Annotated in this window: 16 protein-coding genes; 5 read left to right on the top strand and 11 right to left on the bottom strand. The window is 65.9% G+C overall.

All coding sequences use genetic code 11. The annotated features are described in order from the left end of the window. Nucleotides 1–7: 7 nt before the first annotated feature. Nucleotides 8–991: a zinc-dependent alcohol dehydrogenase family protein gene (locus ACHMW6_RS35885; RefSeq protein WP_395404494.1), complete on the bottom strand. Its 984-nt coding sequence runs from the start codon at nt 989–991 to the stop codon at nt 8–10. A 118-nt stretch (nt 992–1109) separates the two neighbouring features. Between ACHMW6_RS35885 and ACHMW6_RS35880 the strand changes: the two genes are divergently transcribed. Next, entirely contained in the window at nt 1110–1991 is an 882-nt protein-coding gene (locus ACHMW6_RS35880) for a LysR family transcriptional regulator (RefSeq protein ID WP_395404492.1), read from the top strand. On the opposite strand, the gene ACHMW6_RS35875 is transcribed toward ACHMW6_RS35880, so the two are convergent. Further along, the gene (locus ACHMW6_RS35875; RefSeq protein ID WP_395404490.1) at nt 1988–2980 is read right to left on the bottom strand and encodes an aldo/keto reductase; all 993 of its coding nucleotides are present in this window, start codon (nt 2978–2980) and stop codon (nt 1988–1990) included. The two genes, ACHMW6_RS35880 and ACHMW6_RS35875, sit on opposite strands and share 4 nt — an antisense overlap. A gap of 101 nt (nt 2981–3081) precedes the next feature. Between ACHMW6_RS35875 and ACHMW6_RS35870 the strand changes: the two genes are divergently transcribed. Further along, nucleotides 3082–3972, top strand: coding sequence for a LysR family transcriptional regulator (locus tag ACHMW6_RS35870; protein WP_395404488.1), 891 nt, complete (start codon nt 3082–3084; stop codon nt 3970–3972). A gap of 57 nt (nt 3973–4029) precedes the next feature. On the opposite strand, the gene ACHMW6_RS35865 is transcribed toward ACHMW6_RS35870, so the two are convergent. The 3 genes from ACHMW6_RS35865 to nudC are packed head-to-tail and all read right to left on the bottom strand — an operon-like array spanning nt 4030 to nt 7053. Next, a complete protein-coding gene (locus ACHMW6_RS35865) occupies nt 4030–5607 on the bottom strand; it encodes a thioredoxin family protein (RefSeq protein ID WP_395404487.1) in 1578 nt (525 codons plus the stop codon). A 4-nt stretch (nt 5608–5611) separates the two neighbouring features. Next, nucleotides 5612–6178: a GTP cyclohydrolase I FolE gene (folE, locus tag ACHMW6_RS35860; RefSeq protein ID WP_395404486.1), complete on the bottom strand. Its 567-nt coding sequence runs from the start codon at nt 6176–6178 to the stop codon at nt 5612–5614. Between the two features lie 53 nt (nt 6179–6231). Next, nucleotides 6232–7053, bottom strand: coding sequence for an NAD(+) diphosphatase (nudC, locus tag ACHMW6_RS35855; RefSeq protein ID WP_395404484.1), 822 nt, complete (start codon nt 7051–7053; stop codon nt 6232–6234). Between the two features lie 160 nt (nt 7054–7213). Here nudC and ACHMW6_RS35850 point away from each other — a divergent pair, with 160 nt between their 5' ends. Then, on the top strand, nt 7214–9913 hold the full coding sequence (locus tag ACHMW6_RS35850) for a tetratricopeptide repeat protein (protein ID WP_395404482.1): 2700 nt from the start codon (nt 7214–7216) through the stop codon (nt 9911–9913). Here the strand turns inward: ACHMW6_RS35850 and ACHMW6_RS35845 are convergent. Continuing rightward, a complete protein-coding gene (locus ACHMW6_RS35845) occupies nt 9903–10496 on the bottom strand; it encodes a hypothetical protein (protein ID WP_395404480.1) in 594 nt (197 codons plus the stop codon). The two genes, ACHMW6_RS35850 and ACHMW6_RS35845, sit on opposite strands and share 11 nt — an antisense overlap. Before the next feature lie 514 nt (nt 10497–11010). On the opposite strand from ACHMW6_RS35845, the gene ACHMW6_RS35840 reads away from it, so the two are divergent. Next, a complete protein-coding gene (locus tag ACHMW6_RS35840) occupies nt 11011–11616 on the top strand; it encodes a hypothetical protein (protein ID WP_395404478.1) in 606 nt (201 codons plus the stop codon). 15 nt (nt 11617–11631) lie between these two features. Beyond that, complete coding sequence (locus tag ACHMW6_RS35835) at nt 11632–12546, top strand: phytanoyl-CoA dioxygenase family protein (RefSeq protein ID WP_395404476.1); 915 nt, start codon at nt 11632–11634, stop codon at nt 12544–12546. A gap of 9 nt (nt 12547–12555) precedes the next feature. Here ACHMW6_RS35835 and ACHMW6_RS35830 read toward each other — a convergent pair whose 3' ends face one another. From ACHMW6_RS35830 to pseI, 5 genes are read right to left on the bottom strand one after another with little or no spacing between them, the layout of a single operon-like run. Further along, nucleotides 12556–13452 (bottom strand): hypothetical protein, encoded by an 897-nt coding sequence (locus tag ACHMW6_RS35830; RefSeq protein WP_395404474.1) that lies wholly within the window; start codon nt 13450–13452, stop codon nt 12556–12558. Further along, complete coding sequence (locus tag ACHMW6_RS35825; RefSeq protein ID WP_395404472.1) at nt 13449–14414, bottom strand: GNAT family N-acetyltransferase; 966 nt, start codon at nt 14412–14414, stop codon at nt 13449–13451. Before ACHMW6_RS35825 ends, ACHMW6_RS35830 begins: the two co-directional genes overlap by 4 nt. 7 nt (nt 14415–14421) lie before the next feature. After that, a complete protein-coding gene (locus tag ACHMW6_RS35820) occupies nt 14422–15726 on the bottom strand; it encodes a DegT/DnrJ/EryC1/StrS family aminotransferase (RefSeq protein ID WP_395404470.1) in 1305 nt (434 codons plus the stop codon). A gap of 11 nt (nt 15727–15737) precedes the next feature. Next, nucleotides 15738–16718, bottom strand: a complete 981-nt coding sequence (locus ACHMW6_RS35815) for a Gfo/Idh/MocA family protein (RefSeq protein WP_395404468.1) — start codon at nt 16716–16718, stop codon at nt 15738–15740. Continuing rightward, the gene (gene pseI / locus ACHMW6_RS35810) at nt 16708–17757 is read right to left on the bottom strand and encodes a pseudaminic acid synthase (protein ID WP_395404466.1); all 1050 of its coding nucleotides are present in this window, start codon (nt 17755–17757) and stop codon (nt 16708–16710) included. The genes ACHMW6_RS35815 and pseI overlap by 11 nt, the downstream gene beginning before the upstream one ends.

The following is a 17757-nucleotide window of genomic DNA, read 5'->3' as shown; positions in this document are numbered from 1 at the left end:
TGGCTGCTTATTCGATATCGACTACCAGTTTGCCCCTTGCGCTGCCGTCCAGCAGTGCTGTATGCGCATCGTTGGCTGCCGCCAGCGTGAAGCGGCGCGGGTCGAGGCGCGGCTTCAGCCTGCCCTCGTCCACCAGCCGGGCCGCCTCGCGCAGGATGGCGCCATGGGCGGCGCGGCCCTTGCCGGACAGGAGGGGCAGCAGCGCGAAGATGCCCGAGTAGGTGGCGGCGCGGAAGGACAGCGGCGCCAGTGCATGCGTGCCCCAGCCCAGCGCGCTGACCACATGGCCGTGGTACAGGCGGGCGGCGCGGAAGGAATTGTCCAGCGTCTGGCCGCCGACGTTGTCGAAGACGATGTCGAAGCCCTCGCCGGCGGTGTGGCTTGCCACATAGTCGTCCACCGTTTCGCTGCTGTAGTCGATGAAGGTCGCACCATAGCCTTCGATGATGTCGCGCGATGCGGGCGCGCCCGTGGCCCACACTTCGGCGCCGAAGGCGCGCGCAATCTGCACCGCCATGTGGCCTACGCCGCCGGCGCCGCCATGCACCAGCACCTTCTTGCCGGGGCTGACGCGGGCCCGGTCCACCAGGCCTTCCCATGCGGTGATGAAGACCAGCGGCAGCGCGGCCGCTTCGCGCATGCCGATGCTGCGCGGCTTGTGCGCCAGAAGGGCGGCGTCCACCGCCTGGTACTGGGCCAGCGAACCCTGGTGGCCGCCGACGCCGCCCGTCATACCGAAGACTTGGTCGCCGGGCTGGAAGGCGCTGACGCCCTCGCCGACGGCTTCCACTACGCCGGCCATGTCGATGCCGAGGATGGCGTTGAGCGGCATTTGCGCGTGGGCAGCTTTGCCGGCGGCGATCTTGGTATCCAGCGGATTGACGGCGCTGGCGTGGACGCGCACCAGCACCTGGCCGGGCGCAGCCTGCGGGCGTTCAATGTCGGCCAGCGCCAGCGGCGCATTGTGGGCGGTGAGGATCATTGCTTTCATGGTGAGGCTCCGTGGTTTTCGATGAGCCCAGTGTAGGTGCGGCGCGCCGGCGGAAAAACGGGCCGGCACCGCAAACAGAATCCAGGAAACGTGGATAATCGCTGCTGAGGGGGCAGTTATGGACAGGCTGGATGCGATGCGCGTGTTCTGCGCGGTGGTGGAAGCGGGCGGTTTCAGCCGGGCGGCTGAGCGGCTGGGCATGTCTACGTCCTCCGTGACGGCGCAGGTGGCGGGGCTGGAATCCCACTTCCGCGTGAAGCTGCTGAACCGCACCACACGCAGCATGTCCCTCACCGGCGAAGGGCGCGCCTGCTATGAACAGGCCTTGCGGCTGCTGGCGGACGTGGCGGAGCTGGAATCGTCGATGCATGATGCGGCCGACACGCCCAGCGGCACGCTGCGCGTCGATATGCCGGGCCTGATCTCGCGGCTCTACGTAGCCCCCGCCCTGCCCCGCTTCCTGGCGCAGTATCCCGAAGTTTCGCTGCGCGCGACCGCCAGCGACCGCATGGTCGATATGGTGGAGGAAGGCGTGGATGTGCTGATCCGCATCGGCGAAGTGGCGGACGCGCGGCTCGTGGCGCGGCCGCTGCTGCAAACGCGCTGGGTGTGCTGCTCGTCGCCTGCCTTCCTGCGCGAGCTGGGTGCGCCCGCCGACCCGTCCGCGCTGGCGGATTATCCCTGCCTCGGCTTCCTCTCGCCGCAATCGCGCCGGCTGCGTGTGTGGCAGTTTGCCGGCGCCGAGAGCTTCACGCCGCGCGCCCGCGCCACCTTTGACCATGTCGATTCACTGATCGAGATGTGCAAGGCTGGCGCGGGCATCGGCCAGTTCATGTCGCTGTCGGTGGCGGACGCGCTGCGCAGCGGCGAACTGGTGCCGCTGCTGGAGCCCTGGCAGGCCGACGGCCCCGTGGTGCATGCGCTCTACCAGCAGCGCCAGCAGCGCGCTGCCAAGGTCACGGCGTTCGTGGACTTCGCGGCGGAGCTATTTGCGGCTTAGCGTTCGCTGTCCAGCGAGGCCATTGCGTGCTCGTTGTAGCGCGCCCCTGCTGCCGCCCCGGCAGGGATGGCCAGTTCCAGGCGCTCCAGGTCCGCGCGGCTCAGCATGACGGCGTTGGCGCCGAGCGCTTCCTGCAGGCGCTGACGGGTGCGGGCGCCGACCAGGGGCACGATGTCCTGCCCCTGCGCCGCCACCCAGGCAATCGCCACCTGGGCCACGCTTACGCCCAGTCCCTGTGCAATCTCGCGCAGGCGCTCGACCAGGGCCAGATTGCGCTCCAGGTTCTCGCCCTGGAAGCGCGGCGCCGCGCCGCGGAAATCCTTCTCGCCTTCGCGCTGCCTGCTCCAGTGGCCGCTGATCAGGCCACGCGACAGCACGCCATAGGCCGTGATGCCGATGCCCAGTTCGCGCGCCGTTTGCAGCAAACCGTTCTCGATGCTGCGCGAGATCAGCGAATATTCGATCTGCAGATCGGCGATCGGGTGGATCTTGTGCGCGCGGCGCAGCGTGTCGGCGCCCACTTCGGACAGGCCGATGTGCTTCACATAGCCCTTCTTCACCAGTTCGCCGATGGCACCCACGGTTTCCTCGATCGGCACATTGGGGTCCAGGCGCGCCGGGCGATAGATGTCGATGTGCTCGACGCCCAGGCGCTTCAGCGAATACGCGGCGAAGTTCTTCACGGCGGCGGGACGGTTGTCCATCCCCAGCCAGACGCCATCCGGATCGCGCAGCGCGCCGAATTTCACGCTGATCTGCACCTGGTCGCGGCGGCGGCCCTGCAGCGCTTCGCCCAGCAGCATTTCATTGTGTCCCATGCCGTAAAAATCGCCGGTGTCGAGCAGGGTGACGCCGCCGTCCAGCGCGGCGTGGATGGTGGCGATGCTTTCGGCGTGGTCAGCCGGGCCATACAGGTCGGACATGCCCATCAGGCCGAGGCCCAGTTGCGCGACTTCAGGACCGGTCTTGCCAAGTTTGCGGGTTTGCATTGCTGATCTCCAGGGAGGTTGTTGATGGAGACCATTGTGCTATTATCGATTGCGGCAATAAATGCCGTTTTACTTACATCTTTGTTCGGCTAGAGATAACAATGGATCAGATCCGCGCCATGCAGATCTTCCAAGCCGTGGCCGACGCCCGCAGCTTCACCCAGGCGGCCGAGCAGCTGGACCTGCCGCGCCCCAGCGTCACCAACGCCGTGCAGGCCATCGAGCAGCAGCTCGGCGTGCGCCTGCTCCAGCGCACTACGCGCAAGGTGAGCCTGACGGTGGAGGGCATGCTGTATCTGGAACGCTGTCGTGCACTGCTGAACGACCTGGAGGACATCAACGGCCTGTTTGTCGGCGCCGGCCGCAAACCGTCCGGCACTATCCGCGTGGACATGCCCGCGCGCCTCGCCCACCTGACCGTGATCCCCGCCCTGCCGCAATTCTGCAGGCTGTACCCGGACATCGATGTACGCGTGAACTCGAACGACCGCTTTGCGGACATCGTCGGCGAAGGCATCGACTGCGCGGTGCGCGTGGGCACGCTGCGCGATTCGACGCTGATCGCGCGGCCGCTGGGCAGCATGGAGCAAATCAATTGCGCCTCGCGCGAGTACCTGGCGGAGCATGGCCGCCCCCAGGTGCTGGCGGATCTGCAGTCCCACTATGCGGTCAACTTCTTTTCATCGCAAACGGGACGCGACCTGCCCTGGGAATATGTGGACGATCACGGCGCCGTGCAGACGCTCACGCTGCGCAGCCGCGTTTCTGTCGGCAGCACGGAAGCCTACGTTGCCGCCTGTCTCGCGGGCCTGGGACTGGCCCAGATGCCGCGCTGCGGCCTCGATCCTATGCTCGCCTCAGGAGAGTTGGAAGAGGTGTTGCCGACGCACCGCGCGCCGCCGCTGCCCGTCTCCATCATCTACAACAAGCAGCTTTCGCCGCGCGTGCGCGTCTTCGTCGACTGGCTGGCCGATCTCCTGAAGCTCGGCTAGTCGTGCCGGCGCCGCCTGGGCGCCATGTGTATGCCTGTTCGCTCCCGAGCCGGTCACTCATTTCGTCTCGTTTGCCCTTCTCATTCCGTCTCGTTTCTCCTCATCTTGTCTCGTTTTCAGTCCTAGGCAAAACGAGACGGAATGAGAAGAAACGAGACAGAATGAGGACCCCAAATGAGACGGAATGAGTGACTGACTCAAAACAGAATGGCACCCTCCATGCGTGCAGTCCAGGGTGATCAGGCTGGCTGGATACCCTGGACCAGCTGCCCGTGCAGGGCGGAAGCGCCGCCGCCGGGGGGACGGGAGCGCGTTCAGTCTGGCGAGCAGTTTGGCGGCTTGGGTGAGGTTGCGCTGGGCGTAGGCATCGGCGCCGGCGGCAGTGAAGTCGGCGGCGATGGCGGTGGACGCGGCTTCGATGCGGTCAGCGTCGGCAGGCGCCGAGTCGATCACCGCGCTCAGGTAAGTCACGGCCCACTGGATGCGTGTAGAGGCGCCCACGGCATTGCGCCATGCCTGTTCGTACCAGGACAGCATGCCGGCCGCGTCGCCACGGCGCTTGGCGCTGCCGGCCAGCGACAGCATGAAGTAGTAAGGCGAATGCGCGCGCGGAGCCTCCGCCTGCAGCAGGGCTTCCGCATCGGCGGCAAGACCGGCGTCATTCAGGGCGCTGACGGCGGTGTTGACCAGCGTGTGGCGGGCAAAGGCATCGTCCACTTCGGCCAGCGCAGCTTCAACGCGCGAGCGCACCAGCGCCGGCAAGCCTTCAGCCGCAAAGTCCATGCGCCCCATGCGCATCTGCAGGCGCACAGCCGTCAGGCGATCCGCGACGGACAGCCACATATCGTCCGCCCAGGCCTGCGCGGCCAGCGCGAGCGCAGTTGCCAGCTCCGCATGCTGCGCAGTGGCGGCGCGCACCAGCTGGTGGCCGCTGTTGCCGAGGATGTCCATATTGGCGCGCGCCAGTGCCGCATCGCGGAACACGCGCAGCAGGAATTCGGTGGCCGAAGCATCCGGCACGCGGCCGGCCTGCGCCACCAGCGCGTGCAGGCGCAGGCGGTCGGAGGCGGCGCCGATCTGCGCCGCAGCGGCAGCTGCTTCGCCAGTGGCGGCCGAGAAAGCCAGTTGCGACAAGGTCGCCAGGGTCACGCCGAGGTCGCGCCCGCCCAGCAGCACGCCCTCATCGGTATCCCAGGAATAGTTGGACAGCAGCGTCCATTCGGCAGCGGACAGTACGCGCGTGCCATCCAGCGCAGCGGCCAGCGATTCGGCGGCCGTGTACGCGGCAAAGCGCGCCGCCATCAGCGCTTCGGTAAACAGTTCGCCATCGAGTTCGCAAGGCAGGCGCGTGATCTCGCTGCCATCCGGGCGGACCATCACCAGTGTCGGGTAGCTGCGCAGCTTCAGGCGCGCAGCCAGCTGCTGGGCGCCCGGCGTGTCGCCATCGAGCTGCACGCAAACCAGGCTGCGCGTGGCGTCGACAAACTCGTCGCGCGCAAAGATCTCAGACTTGACCCGGTTGCACGGCGGGCACCACACGGCGCCCCAGTACAGGAACACAGGACGGCCGGCCGATCGGGCCAGCTCCATCGCCGCGTCAAAACCGCCCTCCACCCACTCGATCGCGCCACCCATTGCGTTAGTCCCGCGCCATGGCCAGGAATTCGGTGCGCATCGCCAGGTTGGGCTGCAGTTCGCCCAGCATGGCGGAAGTCACCGTTTCTTCGCCCGGCGTGCGGATGCCGCGGCTTTCCATGCACAGGTGGCGGCACTTGACGATCACGCCCACGGCCTTCGGGTCCAGCACCTGCATCAGCGCTTCGGCGATCTGCATCGTCATGCGCTCCTGCACCTGCAGGCGGCGCGCGAAGCAGTCCACCAGGCGAGTCAGCTTGGACAGGCCGACAATCTTGCCATTCGGGACATAACCGACCGTGGCCTTGCCGAAGAACGGCGCCAGGTGGTGCTCGCAATGCGAGTACACAGGGATGTTCTTCACCAAAATCAGTTCGTTGTACTGCTCGGCGCCATCCTCGAAGGCCTTCAGCAGATCAACCGGGTCCTGCTCATAGCCGGCGGTCCACTGCTTCCAGGCCTTGGCCACGCGATGCGGCGTTTCGTGCAGGCCCGGGCGGTCGGGGTCCTCGCCAATGCTCGCGAGGAAGCGGCGCCAGTCTTGTTCGGTGAATTCTGCGTTATGGGACATGATATTCGGTGCGAAAAGAAACAATCCGCCAGTATACAGTGAAAGGCGCGCCTTTACCGGCGCTCCGGCCGGTGAGCCCGGATCAGCTCCGAGGCAATGGAAACGCCCGGCGGAATGCTGGGGAATTCATCGTCCGGCCCGAACCAGCGCGCCTCGGCAATCTCGTTGGTGTCCACGCGGATCTCGCCGGACAGGTATTCCGCCGTGAACGCGATCATCAGCGAATGCGGGAAAGGCCAGCTCTGGCTGCCGAAATATTTCAAGTTATGCACTTTCAGACCCACTTCCTCCTCCACCTCGCGGTGAATCGCTTCCTCAACCGACTCGCCGGCCTCCAGGAAGCCCGCCAGCGCCGTGTAGCGCTTGTACGGCGACTGGGCGTGCATGGCCAGCAGCACGGAATCGCCCTTGCGGATCAGCACCATCATCGCCGGCGAGATGCGCGGGTAAGCCGTGTGGCCGCAGGACGGGCACTTGAACGCGCGCTCGCCCGCCGCGCGCGCCATCGGCGTGCCGCAGGCGCCGCAGAAGCGGTGGGTACGCGCCCACTCGGCGATCTGGAAGGCGCGTCCGGCCAGGCCGACAAAGCCGTCGTCCACATTGCCGAACAGGGAGCGCAGGCCGACGTAGGCGTAGCCGGGCGCAGGCGGCGTGTCGTGCTGGGCGCAGGCGGCCTGGCAATAGCGTTCCTGCCACATACCTAGCGGATGGGCTTCGGTCGGCAGCAGGCCGGCGGCGGCCAGCACTTCGGCCGCTGGCAGGCTGAGATCGGACTCCCGCAGCAGCAGACGCTCGCGGTGAAACAGGAAAGTCAGCGGTTCGGCGCTGTCGGCGGCCGTCAGCAGGGGGCTGAACCCCGGGGGAGTCTGGAGCATGGCGCGTATTGTCGAGGCAGTAAGACACCGATGATACACGTGGACGAAAACATCTGCGCTATAGTGGCGCCGGAGAGCAAAAACCTCGCCGTTTCGGTTTAAAATAGTTGCTTGGGGAAAATTATCGGCTGGCGCCGGTCCAGTCCACTGAGAACACATCATGAGCACAAAGCCGGATCACAACCCGCAACAACTGCTGGCGCAGCTGGCAACTTCCCTGCAACGCAATGACCTGAGCGCCGCCTACGAGCAGGCCCTGCAATTGAGCACGCTCGGCGCCCTGCCCATCGTCGAGCTGTTTTCCGTGACCGCCGCCGAAACCGAGGCCGGCCGCGGCCAGCGATCGGTGGCGCTGTTCCGCCAATGGCTGGACCAAACGCAATCGCCTGGGACCTACGCCGTGCTGTTCAATCTGGGCGTGACCCTGGCCAACCTGAACGACGATCATGGCGCCGAAACCTGCTACCGCCGCGCCATCGAGCTGAATCCGCAATTCATCGAAGCGCACATGAACCTGGGCACCCTGCTCGAGCGCAAGGGCCAGGTCATCGACGCCATCGCCGTTTGGAACCAGGCTACAGCCCTGGCCAATCCTAATGTGCCCAGCGAGCGCCCGTTTCATGTGCAGGCGCTGAACAACCTAGGCCGCGTACTGGAGAACAACAAGAACCTGCCGCTGGCCGAAGAAATGATGATGAAGAGCCTGGCGCTCGATCCGCATCAGCCGAAGGTGCTGACGCACGTGATCCACTTGCGTCAAAAGCAGTGCAAGTGGCCGGTGTTTGCTCCCATTGCCGGCATCACGCACGAGGAAATGGTAGATGCCACTTCAGCGCTGGCCATGCTGAGCGCCTCCGACGACCCGCAGGTACAGCTGGAGGCGGCGCGCCGCTTCGTGGCCGAGAAAGTGATCCCCCCCGTCGAGCCGGCACTGGCGCCGGCCGAAGGCTACCAGCACAAGCGCATCCGCATCGGCTACCTGTCGTCCGACCTGTGCTCGCATGCGGTGTCGATCCTGACGGCGGAGCTGTACGAACTGCACGACCGCCAGCATTTTGAAGTCTATGCCTTCTCCTGGACGCGCGAGGACGGCACGCCGCTGCGCGCCCGCGTCAAGGCCGCCATGGACCACTATATCCGCATCGACACCATGACGGACGAGGAAGCGGCGCAGTGCATCCGCGCCCACGAGATCGACGTGCTGATCGACCTGCACGGGCTGACGCTGGGTACCCGCCCTAACATCCTGTCCTACCGCCCGGCGCCGGTGCAATTGACTTACCTGGGCTTCCCGGGCACCACCGCGTTGCCCTGCATCGACTATGTGATCGCCGACCGCTTCGTGCTGCCGGAACATCTGGCGCCCTTCATGAGTGAACAGCCGCTGTATGTGCCGGAATGCTTCCAGATCAACGACCGCAAGCGCGAAATCGGCCCGCGCCCGACGCGCGCCGACGTCGGCCTGCCGGACGATGCCTTTGTGTTCTGCTCCTTCAACAACAACTTCAAGTTCACGGAAGACGTGTTCTCGGCCTGGATGCGCATCCTGCAGCGCGTACCGCACAGCGTGCTGTGGCTGGTGTCCGACCACCAGGTGGTGCGCGACAACCTGCGCGCCGAGGCGCAGCGGCTGGGTGTGGACCCGCAGCGCATCTATTTCGCCGAGCGCGCCACCCCGTCCGCCTACCTGGCGCGCTACGGCGTGGCCGACCTGTTCCTGGACACCCTGCCCTTCAATGCCGGCACCACAGCCAGCGACGCCCTGTGGGCCGGCCTGCCGCTGCTGACGGTGGCGGGCAATACGTTCTGCGCGCGCATGGCGGGCAGCCTCCTGCATGCCGTCGGCCTGCCGGAACTGATTACCCATTCGCTGCAGGAATATGAAGACACCGCGGTGCAGCTGGCAGCCCAGCCGGAGCGCATCGCCGCCATGAAGCAGCACCTGCAGGACACGCGCAGCAACTGCATCCTGTTCGACAGCCCGCGCTTCGTGCGCCATATGGAAAACGCCCTGCGTTCGGTGGTGAAGACTCCCGCCGCGCCAGCCATCACGACCACTGCACCGAAAGAAAAGACCATGAAACTGCCGGCCCACACCCCGATCGAAAATCCAGAGCGCGTCATCAACTTCATGGTGCGCACCGTCTGGGGCCTGACCGATCCGGCCCGCTTCTACCAGCTGATGGAGGAAGCCCGCGCGTTGTGCGTGCCGGGTACCTACCTGGGCGACAACCTGTTCACCTGGGGCAAGAGCAACTCGCCGTTCGAAGACAAGGCCTTTGTCCAGGCCTGGGAATCGAACACCCAGAACGACGCCGACCGCGCCATCGCGTGGCGCCGCTATATCCTGGCCTGCGCCGCCTACCACTGCGCCCAGGTGGAAGGCGACTTTGTCGAATGCGGCGTGTACCGCGGCACCGGCATCAAGACCGTGGTCGACTACTTCGGCAAGGACAACTTCAACAAAACTTTCTGGGGCTACGACACCTACGACTACAACCCGGTCGAGCACCACACTTTCGAAGGGCAGGCGGACGGCCTGTTCAAGGAAATCCAGGCCCGCTTCGACGGCTACGACAATGTGCGCCTGGTCAAGGGCTTGCTGCCGCAATCGCTGGAAGGCAATTCGCCGGACAAGATCGCCTTCCTGCACATTGACCTGAACAGCGCCGAATTCGAGATCGCCGTGCTGGATGCGCTGTTCGACCGCGTCACGCCTGGCGGCATGGTCGTGCTGGACGACTATGAATGGTCCGGCCAGTACCGCCTGCAGAAAATGGCCGAAGACGCCTGGTTCGACGCCCGCAAGTACCGCGTATTCCCGCTGCCGACGGGCCAGGGCCTCGTGATCAAACGCTAAGCGCAGGCGGGGCATGGACGACATCCTGATCATCACCGCTTCCTACGATATCCCGATCGCGGAAGAATATGCGCAAAAGCTGGATAAATACCGGGTACTGTTCTTTGACCCGACCCTGGTCGACACCATCAATGCCAGCCAGCTGCGCAACACGGAACTGGTCGTGTGGGATGCCTGCCCCGACTATCCTGCGCTGGTGAAGGCTGGCCACGCCCAGGCCAACAGCTTCGAGCGCGCACTGCAGGAATCCGTCGGCAGCTTGCTGCCGGCGGGCACCTCGCTGTTCGGCTGGCAGCACCTGAACCTGTACTACTTTTTCACTGCCTGCGACTGGTACAACGGCTTGTGGCGCGACGTGCTGGCCAGGCTGAAGGACCACAAAGTCCATGTGTTCCTGAACGATAACCCGTCCAGCTACTACTGGCCCTCCTTCATGCCGGCGCTGTTGCTGCTGCAGCAGCTGCGCACCTGGCGCATCGCGTTCGCGGCGCAAAGCTACGGCCAGCGGCCGGATGAATCGTCGGTTGTCCTGAACCTCGATCCGCTGACTCCGGCCACCGAATGCTGGGATGTCGTGACGCACGTCCCGACCTGTTTTTACGACGCCCCCTACTTCAGCGCAGAGCTGCAGGCAGCCGGCAAACGCAGCCTGGACCTGATTCCGAAATACTGGGGCGTGACGCTGGAAACCACGGCGCGCGCCAACCTGCTGCGCCTGGCGGACCAGCGTCGCCTGTATGGTGAACAGCCGCCGCTAGCGGAACTGGACCAGGCCCTGACCGCGTGCCTGGATCAGTTGCTGCAGCCGTATATCGCCACGCCCGATTTCCGCGCACGCCAGGCCCGCCAGCTGAGCAACCTGTACCAGTCACAGCTGGTGTCGCTGCACATGCTGGAGGGGTATTTCGCGCAGCACAAGCCGGGCAAGCTGCTGCTGTCCGATCATGACTCCGGCTACCACGGGCCGCTGGTCAGCTTCGCCGCGCGCCACCGGTTGCCGGTGCTGGTGGTGCCGCACGCGAAAACGAGCGACGACACGGAATTCTGCTACGACGGCATCACCATGCTGACCCACCCGATCCAGGGCCTGCCGCTGTATGACGGACGCGGCAAGCGCCCTGCTGCAGCACCGCCTGGGCTATGCGGAAGAATTCTCGGCGCGCAGCACGCCGCCGCTGCCATTGAAGAAGGTCGGCCTGCTGCTGAACGGCCTGTCACTGAACGGCGTACAGTGCACGGCCTGGGCACCTTACCTGGCAGGGATCCGCCAGATCGACAGCTGGTGCCGCGCGCAGGGCCTGGAGCTGGCGGTGCGCTGCCGCCAGGGCCAGTCGCTGGTCGAGCTGCTGAGCGGCAGCACGGGCATCACGCGCGAGACGCTGCTGGCTGGCATCAACTGCTCGCTGCAAGCGTTTGCCGACAGCGTCGACCTGTGCCTGATGTACGATGCGCCAACCAATGCCGACATCGACTTCCTGCGCAAGGGCATCCCCGTCGTCAACCCGGTGCCGGCGCCGCTGGGCAAGGCGGAAGCGGCTACCGCGGACACACGCGTGGTGCCGCGCGACAGCGTGGGCGGCATCCTGGCGCTGCTCGACACTTTCGTTGCCGACAGCAGCAATTTGCACGCCTTCCGCCTCCACCAGTTCGCCGATTATGTCGGCCTGTTCCGCGACAGCTACGCCTTGCGCCAGCTGCTGTAATCTCCCGAGAGCCCAATGAGCACCCTGGATCAACTGTATGCCATGGACCGCAGCGAGGCCATCGCGCTGCTGCGGCGCGACTATTCTGTTTTCTGCAGCGCGGTGGAGGAGGTGTACGAGCGCTACCCGCTGCCGCCCATCGAGCCGGACGACGACAGCCACAGCGAGCGCATCGTCACCATCATGGCGCGGCAGCTGCGCGAGTCCGGGCTGACGGTGTGCCGCGGCTATTTCACGGACCCGGAACAGCTGGAAAGCATGCGTCAGCTGTCGCGCCAGGTGCGCGAGCGTGCGGACACGCTGGATGTCACCAGCGAGCAGGTGCTGGACCCGCAACTGCAAGCCATGCTGTGGCCGCGCATGATGCAGGGGCAGAATTCACGCGCCTCTTTCGCGGCCAGCAACCTGCCACCGGTGGCGCAGTCGATCTGCTGGGACCCTCTGTTCGAAGTGGTGATGCAGCGCGCGATCGGCAACCGCACGCGCCGCATCATTCCCGCCGTGATGGTGGTCGACAACCTGCTGCCGTCGACCGCCTACGAATTCCAGTGGTGGCATTATGACCGCCTGCGCAACCAGTACAAGGTGATGGTATTGCTGGACAAGGTCAGTCCGGGAAACGGCCCGATGCAGATTGTGCCGCGCACCCACCGTTTCCAGCAGGACCGCCGCATCATCGACTTCGCCTGCTACGCCGCCGGTTCCGACTACGGCGACCTGGGCTACTCGCTGTACACGCGCTACAAGCCGCAAACCCTGCAGCTGACGGGCGAAGCGGGCGACATCATCATCTTCGACACGCGCTGCTTCCACGCCCACGGCCGCCCGGACCAGGGCGAGCGCATGACGTCCACGATCTACTACAATGGGCTGGACACGCCGCTGAACCGCTTCTGGGACGATTTCACGCCGCCCGGCGAAACGGTCTGAACGGCGCCCTCAGGCCAGCAGCCGCTGCAACGATTCGATTTGCGGGTGTGGCAACACGCAAGGCTGGCCGCCGGGCGGTACGCAGCTGATCACGCGTTTCCCGCCCAGCAGTCCGACCACCATCGCCATGCTGTTGCAGCCCACCACGCAATCGCTGGAGGCCACTTCCGCACTCAGCGTATGTCCCTCGCTGAACTGGATGGGCAGCGCGAACTCCGCTGCCACCGCGTCGTATTTGCCGGGCTTTTCCGACGGATGCGGGCGCACCACAATGCGCCCCACCGGATGCCCCAGCGCCGCCACGTGCGACAGGAAGTAGCGCAGCGCCTCTTCCTCCGTATAGCCGAAATGGCGCTCGTTGCCGAAGCGCAGCAGCGCATGTTCGCGCACCGGCTCGCACACGAACAGCACTCCGAGCTGACCCGCCGGCAGCATCGCGAACAGCGGCGCTTCCTGCCGCAGCGTGTCGCGCAGTTCGGCGAAATACGGATTCTCCATGCGCCGCAGCGCCACTTCCGGCAGCGCCGCGGCGGCGATGACCTGCGCTTCGGCATCACTCACCCACACTTCGTCCGGCAGGCAGAGTTGCCCGTCCTGCTCGAAGCGCATGCGGTAGTTGACCCAGTGATCCAGCCAGGCGGCCGATGGCTTGCCGGCCGCGCGCGCGGCTGCTATGGCGCTGCGCTCCAGGTCCGACTGCCAGCTGGTGCCGCTCAGCAGGCGCGCACTGCCGGCCAGCGCTTCCGCGACCGTGCGGTTGTCAATGGCGCCCAGCTTGCGCTGGAAAACCGCCAGCGCCGGACCGGCCAGCGCGAACAGGCAATCCAGGTGCTGTTGCCGGACATAGCTGCTCAGCACTTCGGCGCCGCCCGCATCATGCGCCACGATGGCGGTCTTGCCACTCATGGCGCCGCAGGGCGCTGGTAGCGCGCCTCGAAATACAGCTTCAGCTCGGGGTTGAAACTGAGCTTGAAATCGGCGCGCTGCGGCGAATTGGCGCCGACAAAATCGAACTCGCGCATGCCGCGCTGCTTGGCATGGGCGATATTCTCGAACATCAGGCGGGTGGCCGCCCCCGTGTTGCGCTGCTCCGGATCATTGGCGGCGAACAGGTAGTAGGCACGACGGCGGTCGAACAGGAACAGCGTCATGGCGGCCATGCCCTGCGCCGTGGCGCAGCCGGACAGGCGGCCATAGCCCTGCTCCAGCGCATCCTGCACGATGCGGCGCACCAGCGCCAGCTGCGCCGGCGGCAGCGCGATTTCCTGCCGGGCGAAAGTCTGCTGGTACAGGTGCATGAAACATTCGATATCCGGCGCATCGCTGACAGTGAAGGCCGCCGCCTTGCGCAATTCCTGGCGGCGGCAGGCACGGACCTGGGCCGGGAAGGTCGCGCTGTCGATGCCGTACAGGTCCAGCACCGCCGTGTAGCGCGGCGTCAGCTGGAACATGCCCAACGCCGGCTCGTGGTAGTTGTGCCACATGAAGGGGCGCACATCGGTCACCAGCCAGGACAGTGGCAGCGCCAGCGCCGCATAGCGCGCCGTCAGCTGCTGCACGGCGAACTCGGTCAGGCGGTATTCGTCCAGCACGCGCTGGCGCGCCGGTTCGTCCGGGCTGTTCAGGAACAGGATGCCGAGGTAGGGCGTGTAGTCGAAACCGCCCAGGCGCGTGCCGTCGGCATGCTCGACGCCCACCACCAGCGCCTGCGGCTTGCCGCCGGCGGTGATGGCAAAGCGGCGGAACGGCACGCCCAGCGAGCGCAAGAAACCCGAGCGCGCGAACACCGTGCCCTGCGGCGAAGCGTCCACCAGGACATCCCAAACCGCGTCGTCATGCTGCTCCTGCAGCTCCAATGCACTGGCCATGCGCGCCTCAGGCCAGGCCGGCCAGTTCGTCCTTGTGCGCCAGCACTTTACGGATGGCGGCGGCGAAGTCGTCGATATCGGCTTCCGACAGCGGTTCGCGCACCAGCATCGTCAGCAGCATCTGCTCCTCGTGCAGGCGCTCGACCACCGGGCACAGGCCCTTTCGATAGTCGTAATCGACATCCGCATTGACCGTCCACGGGAAGCCCTGGCCGCCGATGGCGATCTTCTTCTGGTACAGCGGCGCCAGGTAAAGCGGGCGCACATAGGCCGGCGCCAGGCCAACCTGCTCCGGGTGCCCCGGCACCGGCAGTTCGGCGTTCACAGCGCGCGCGAACAGGGCGCGCGGAATGCCGGTGACGCTGGCGTCGTACTTGATCGGGTAGACATAGTAGGCATGCTCGGCGCCGTCCGCCACCTGCGCTGCCTGGATGCCGGGTATGCCGGCCAACTGCTCGCCCAGGCGCGCGGCCAGCCGGCGGCGCGTGGCCAGGTAGCCATCCAGGCGGTCCAGCTGGCAGATGCCGATTGCCGCCTGCAGCTCGGTCAGGCGGTAGTTGGAGCCGATCATATTGGTCAGGTCGGTGACGCCCTGCGCTTCCACCAGGTTTTCCGCGTGGTTGCGGATCAGCTGGCAGCGCAACGCCACCTGGTCGTCATTGGTGACCAGCATGCCGCCTTCGCCGGTATGGATATGCTTGTGGTAGTTCAGGCTGAAACCGCCGACGTCGCCAATCGCACCGACCGGCCGGCCCTTGTAATGCACGCCCGGCGACTGCGCGCCATCCTCGATCACCTTCAGCTTGTGGCGCCGTGCCAGTTCCATGATCGGGTCCATATCGCAGGCCTGGCCGAAGATATGCACCAGCATAATGGCCTTGGTGCGCGGCGTGATGCGCTGGGCGATGGTTTCGGCCGTCAGGTTATAGGTGTCCGGGTCGACATCGGCAAACACTGGAATGCCGCCGTAGAACAGGATGGCGGTGGCGCTGGCCGACATGGTGTAGGGCGAGACGATCACCTCGTCGCCCGGGCCGATGCCCATGGCGCCGACCGCGGTCTGCAGGCCGGTGGTCCAGGAATTGACCGAGATGGCATGCTTGAAGCCGTATTTTTTCGCCCACTTGGCCTCGAACTCCTTCACTTTCGGGCCACCCAGCCACTGGTCGCCAGGACTGCCGAAGAAGGACGACAGCTGGTCGCTGTCCATCACGGCGTTGACGGCCGCGCGCTCCTCCTCGCCCATGGTGCGGCGCAGAGTGAAGGGCGCGCTGCGCAGTGGGGCGCCGCCGGCGATTGCGAGGTTTTTCATGTTCACTTCCTTTACATCCGGGTACATTGTTCAATGATGGGCTGCATGTGTTCCAGCGTAGCCAGCGCTTCGGCCCCGCTGCACAGCACATGCGGCGCGCCGCGCAGGGCGGCGGCCAGTTGCTGCGTTACGTGCAGCTGGTAGCAGCGCATGCCGCTTTCGAGCATCTCCGCCTGCGGCGCCAGCACCGTGTAGCCGGCCAGCGCGCCCGCCACAGCCGGCTGCCAGGCGACCTGCTGGCCGCCCTGCTCGTAGCGCAGGCGGCCGTTGGCGGCCAGCAGTTCGATGGTGTAATGCGAAAAGGCTTCCTCGCGCGCGGCCATGAACACCACGCTGCCACCCTCGAACTGCACGCGCAAATCGGGCTCCGGATCGTGATCCTGCCACAGGCGGCCCGTCGCCATCACGGTAAAGTCGCGCATCGGCCCCAGCCAGTATTCCAGCAAGTTGAAAAAGTGCGAGCCGTTGTGGCGGAAACCCTTGGAGTACCAGCATACGCCTTTCAGGGGGCCGGCAATGGCGCCGCCGGCAATGCGCCGCGCTACGTCGATCACGGCACTATCGCTGCGCCGGATATAGTTGACATACAGCGCCACGCCGCGCTCGGCGCACAGGGCCGCCATGGCGCGCGCTTCGCCGATATCGTCCGCCAGCGGCTTTTCGCACAGCACGGCGCGCGGTGAGCAGCGCGCCAGCACTTCGCGCAGCACGGCGCCATGGCCGGCGGTCGGCACCGCAATCACCAGCACGTCGATCGCGGGCTGGGCATCGAGCGCCTCGGCCAGCGTGGCGTAGGCGGGCGCGCCATAGGCCCCGGTGAATTGTGCGCGCTGGCCGGCGTCGCCGTCGACGCCAGCCGCCAACGCGAAGTCCGCATGGCGGCTGAAGGCGCGTGCATGGGAATACACCACGTCGTCCCCCAGGCGCAGGTCGTAACCCAGGCCGATCTGGCCCAGGCCTACCAGCAGCACGCGGTGCAGGTCAGGCGCCACCGAGCAGATCCCAGTTCATCGGCGTGCCCTTCTTCACGTCGCGGTTGACCTTGCGCCCCAGCAGCAGCTCGTAGTACTTCGGCGCCAGGCCCATGCCCGGACGCACGCAGCGCAGATTCTGTTCGGTCAGCACGGTGCCAGCCGCAATGTCTTCCGCGATGTAGATGGAACGGCGGAACTGCAGCGATTTCTTTTCCGCCTCGGTCGGGCCGTAAGTGACCTGGCCCAGCGACTGCCAGGCACGCTCCGTTTCGATGACCAGCGCCGCCAGCTCTTCCGGCTCCATCGAGAAGGTCGAATCCACGCCGCCGTCGGCGCGGCGCAAGGTGAAGTGCTTTTCGATCACGGTGGCGCCGTGCGCCACTGCCGCCACCGAGGCGCCCAGGCCCATGGTGTGGTCGGACAGGCCGACCTGGCAGCCAAACAGCTGGCGCATGTGCGAGATGGTCAGCACATTGGTATTGGCCGGCGTGGCGGGATAGGTGCTGGTGCACTTCAGCAGCACCAGCTCTTTGCAGCCGGCCCCACGCGCCGCACGCACCGCTTCATCCAGCTCGGCGATGCTGGCCATGCCGGTCGACATGATCATCGGCTTGCCGGTCGCCGCCACCTTGCGGATCAGGGGCAGGTGCACGTTCTCGAAGGACGCGATCTTGTAGCACGGAACGTTGAGCGATTCCAGGAAGTCCACCGCGCTCTCGTCGAACGGTGTGGAGAAGCAGATCATGCCCAGCTCCTGCGCGCGCCGCATGATTGGCGCATGCCATTCCCAAGGCGTGTAAGCCTGCTGGTACAGCTGGTGCAAGTTGGCGCCCTTCCACAGGCTGTTCTCGTCCCGGATGGTGAACTCGCCCTGGGTCAGCGCCAGCGTCATCGTATCGGCGGTATAGGTCTGCAGCTTGAGCGCATGCGCGCCTGCCTTGCCGGCCGCCTCGACGATTTCCAGCGCCCGTTCCAGCGACTGGTTATGATTGCCGGACATTTCGGCGATGATGAAGGGGGCGGCGTCAGGGCCGATGGTTCGATGTTGGATTTGCAT

The organism is Pseudoduganella sp. UC29_106 (assembly GCF_044055365.1).
GTDB lineage: Bacteria > Pseudomonadota > Gammaproteobacteria > Burkholderiales > Burkholderiaceae_D > Rugamonas.
Note: the sequence above shows the minus strand (reverse complement) of the source record. Positions and strands in the feature narration are given on the sequence as shown.

Excerpts from the sequence above, each read along its gene's own strand:
- ACHMW6_RS35820 (WP_395404470.1), bottom strand. The coding sequence starts at position 15,726 with ATGAAAAACCTCGCAATCGCCGGCGGCGCCCCACTGCGCAGCGCGCCC.
- ACHMW6_RS35850 (WP_395404482.1), top strand. The coding sequence starts at position 7,214 with ATGAGCACAAAGCCGGATCACAACCCGCAACAACTGCTGGCGCAGCTG.
- ACHMW6_RS35880 (WP_395404492.1), top strand. The coding sequence starts at position 1,110 with ATGGACAGGCTGGATGCGATGCGCGTGTTCTGCGCGGTGGTGGAAGCG.
- ACHMW6_RS35840 (WP_395404478.1), top strand. The coding sequence starts at position 11,011 with ATGACGGACGCGGCAAGCGCCCTGCTGCAGCACCGCCTGGGCTATGCG.
- ACHMW6_RS35875 (WP_395404490.1), bottom strand. The coding sequence starts at position 2,980 with ATGCAAACCCGCAAACTTGGCAAGACCGGTCCTGAAGTCGCGCAACTG.
- nudC (WP_395404484.1), bottom strand. The coding sequence starts at position 7,053 with ATGCTCCAGACTCCCCCGGGGTTCAGCCCCCTGCTGACGGCCGCCGAC.
- ACHMW6_RS35865 (WP_395404487.1), bottom strand. The coding sequence starts at position 5,607 with ATGGGTGGCGCGATCGAGTGGGTGGAGGGCGGTTTTGACGCGGCGATG.
- folE (WP_395404486.1), bottom strand. The coding sequence starts at position 6,178 with ATGTCCCATAACGCAGAATTCACCGAACAAGACTGGCGCCGCTTCCTC.
- ACHMW6_RS35835 (WP_395404476.1), top strand. The coding sequence starts at position 11,632 with ATGAGCACCCTGGATCAACTGTATGCCATGGACCGCAGCGAGGCCATC.
- pseI (WP_395404466.1), bottom strand. The coding sequence starts at position 17,757 with ATGCAAATCCAACATCGAACCATCGGCCCTGACGCCGCCCCCTTCATC.
- ACHMW6_RS35825 (WP_395404472.1), bottom strand. The coding sequence starts at position 14,414 with ATGGCCAGTGCATTGGAGCTGCAGGAGCAGCATGACGACGCGGTTTGG.
- ACHMW6_RS35885 (WP_395404494.1), bottom strand. The coding sequence starts at position 991 with ATGAAAGCAATGATCCTCACCGCCCACAATGCGCCGCTGGCGCTGGCC.
- ACHMW6_RS35870 (WP_395404488.1), top strand. The coding sequence starts at position 3,082 with ATGGATCAGATCCGCGCCATGCAGATCTTCCAAGCCGTGGCCGACGCC.
- ACHMW6_RS35830 (WP_395404474.1), bottom strand. The coding sequence starts at position 13,452 with ATGAGTGGCAAGACCGCCATCGTGGCGCATGATGCGGGCGGCGCCGAA.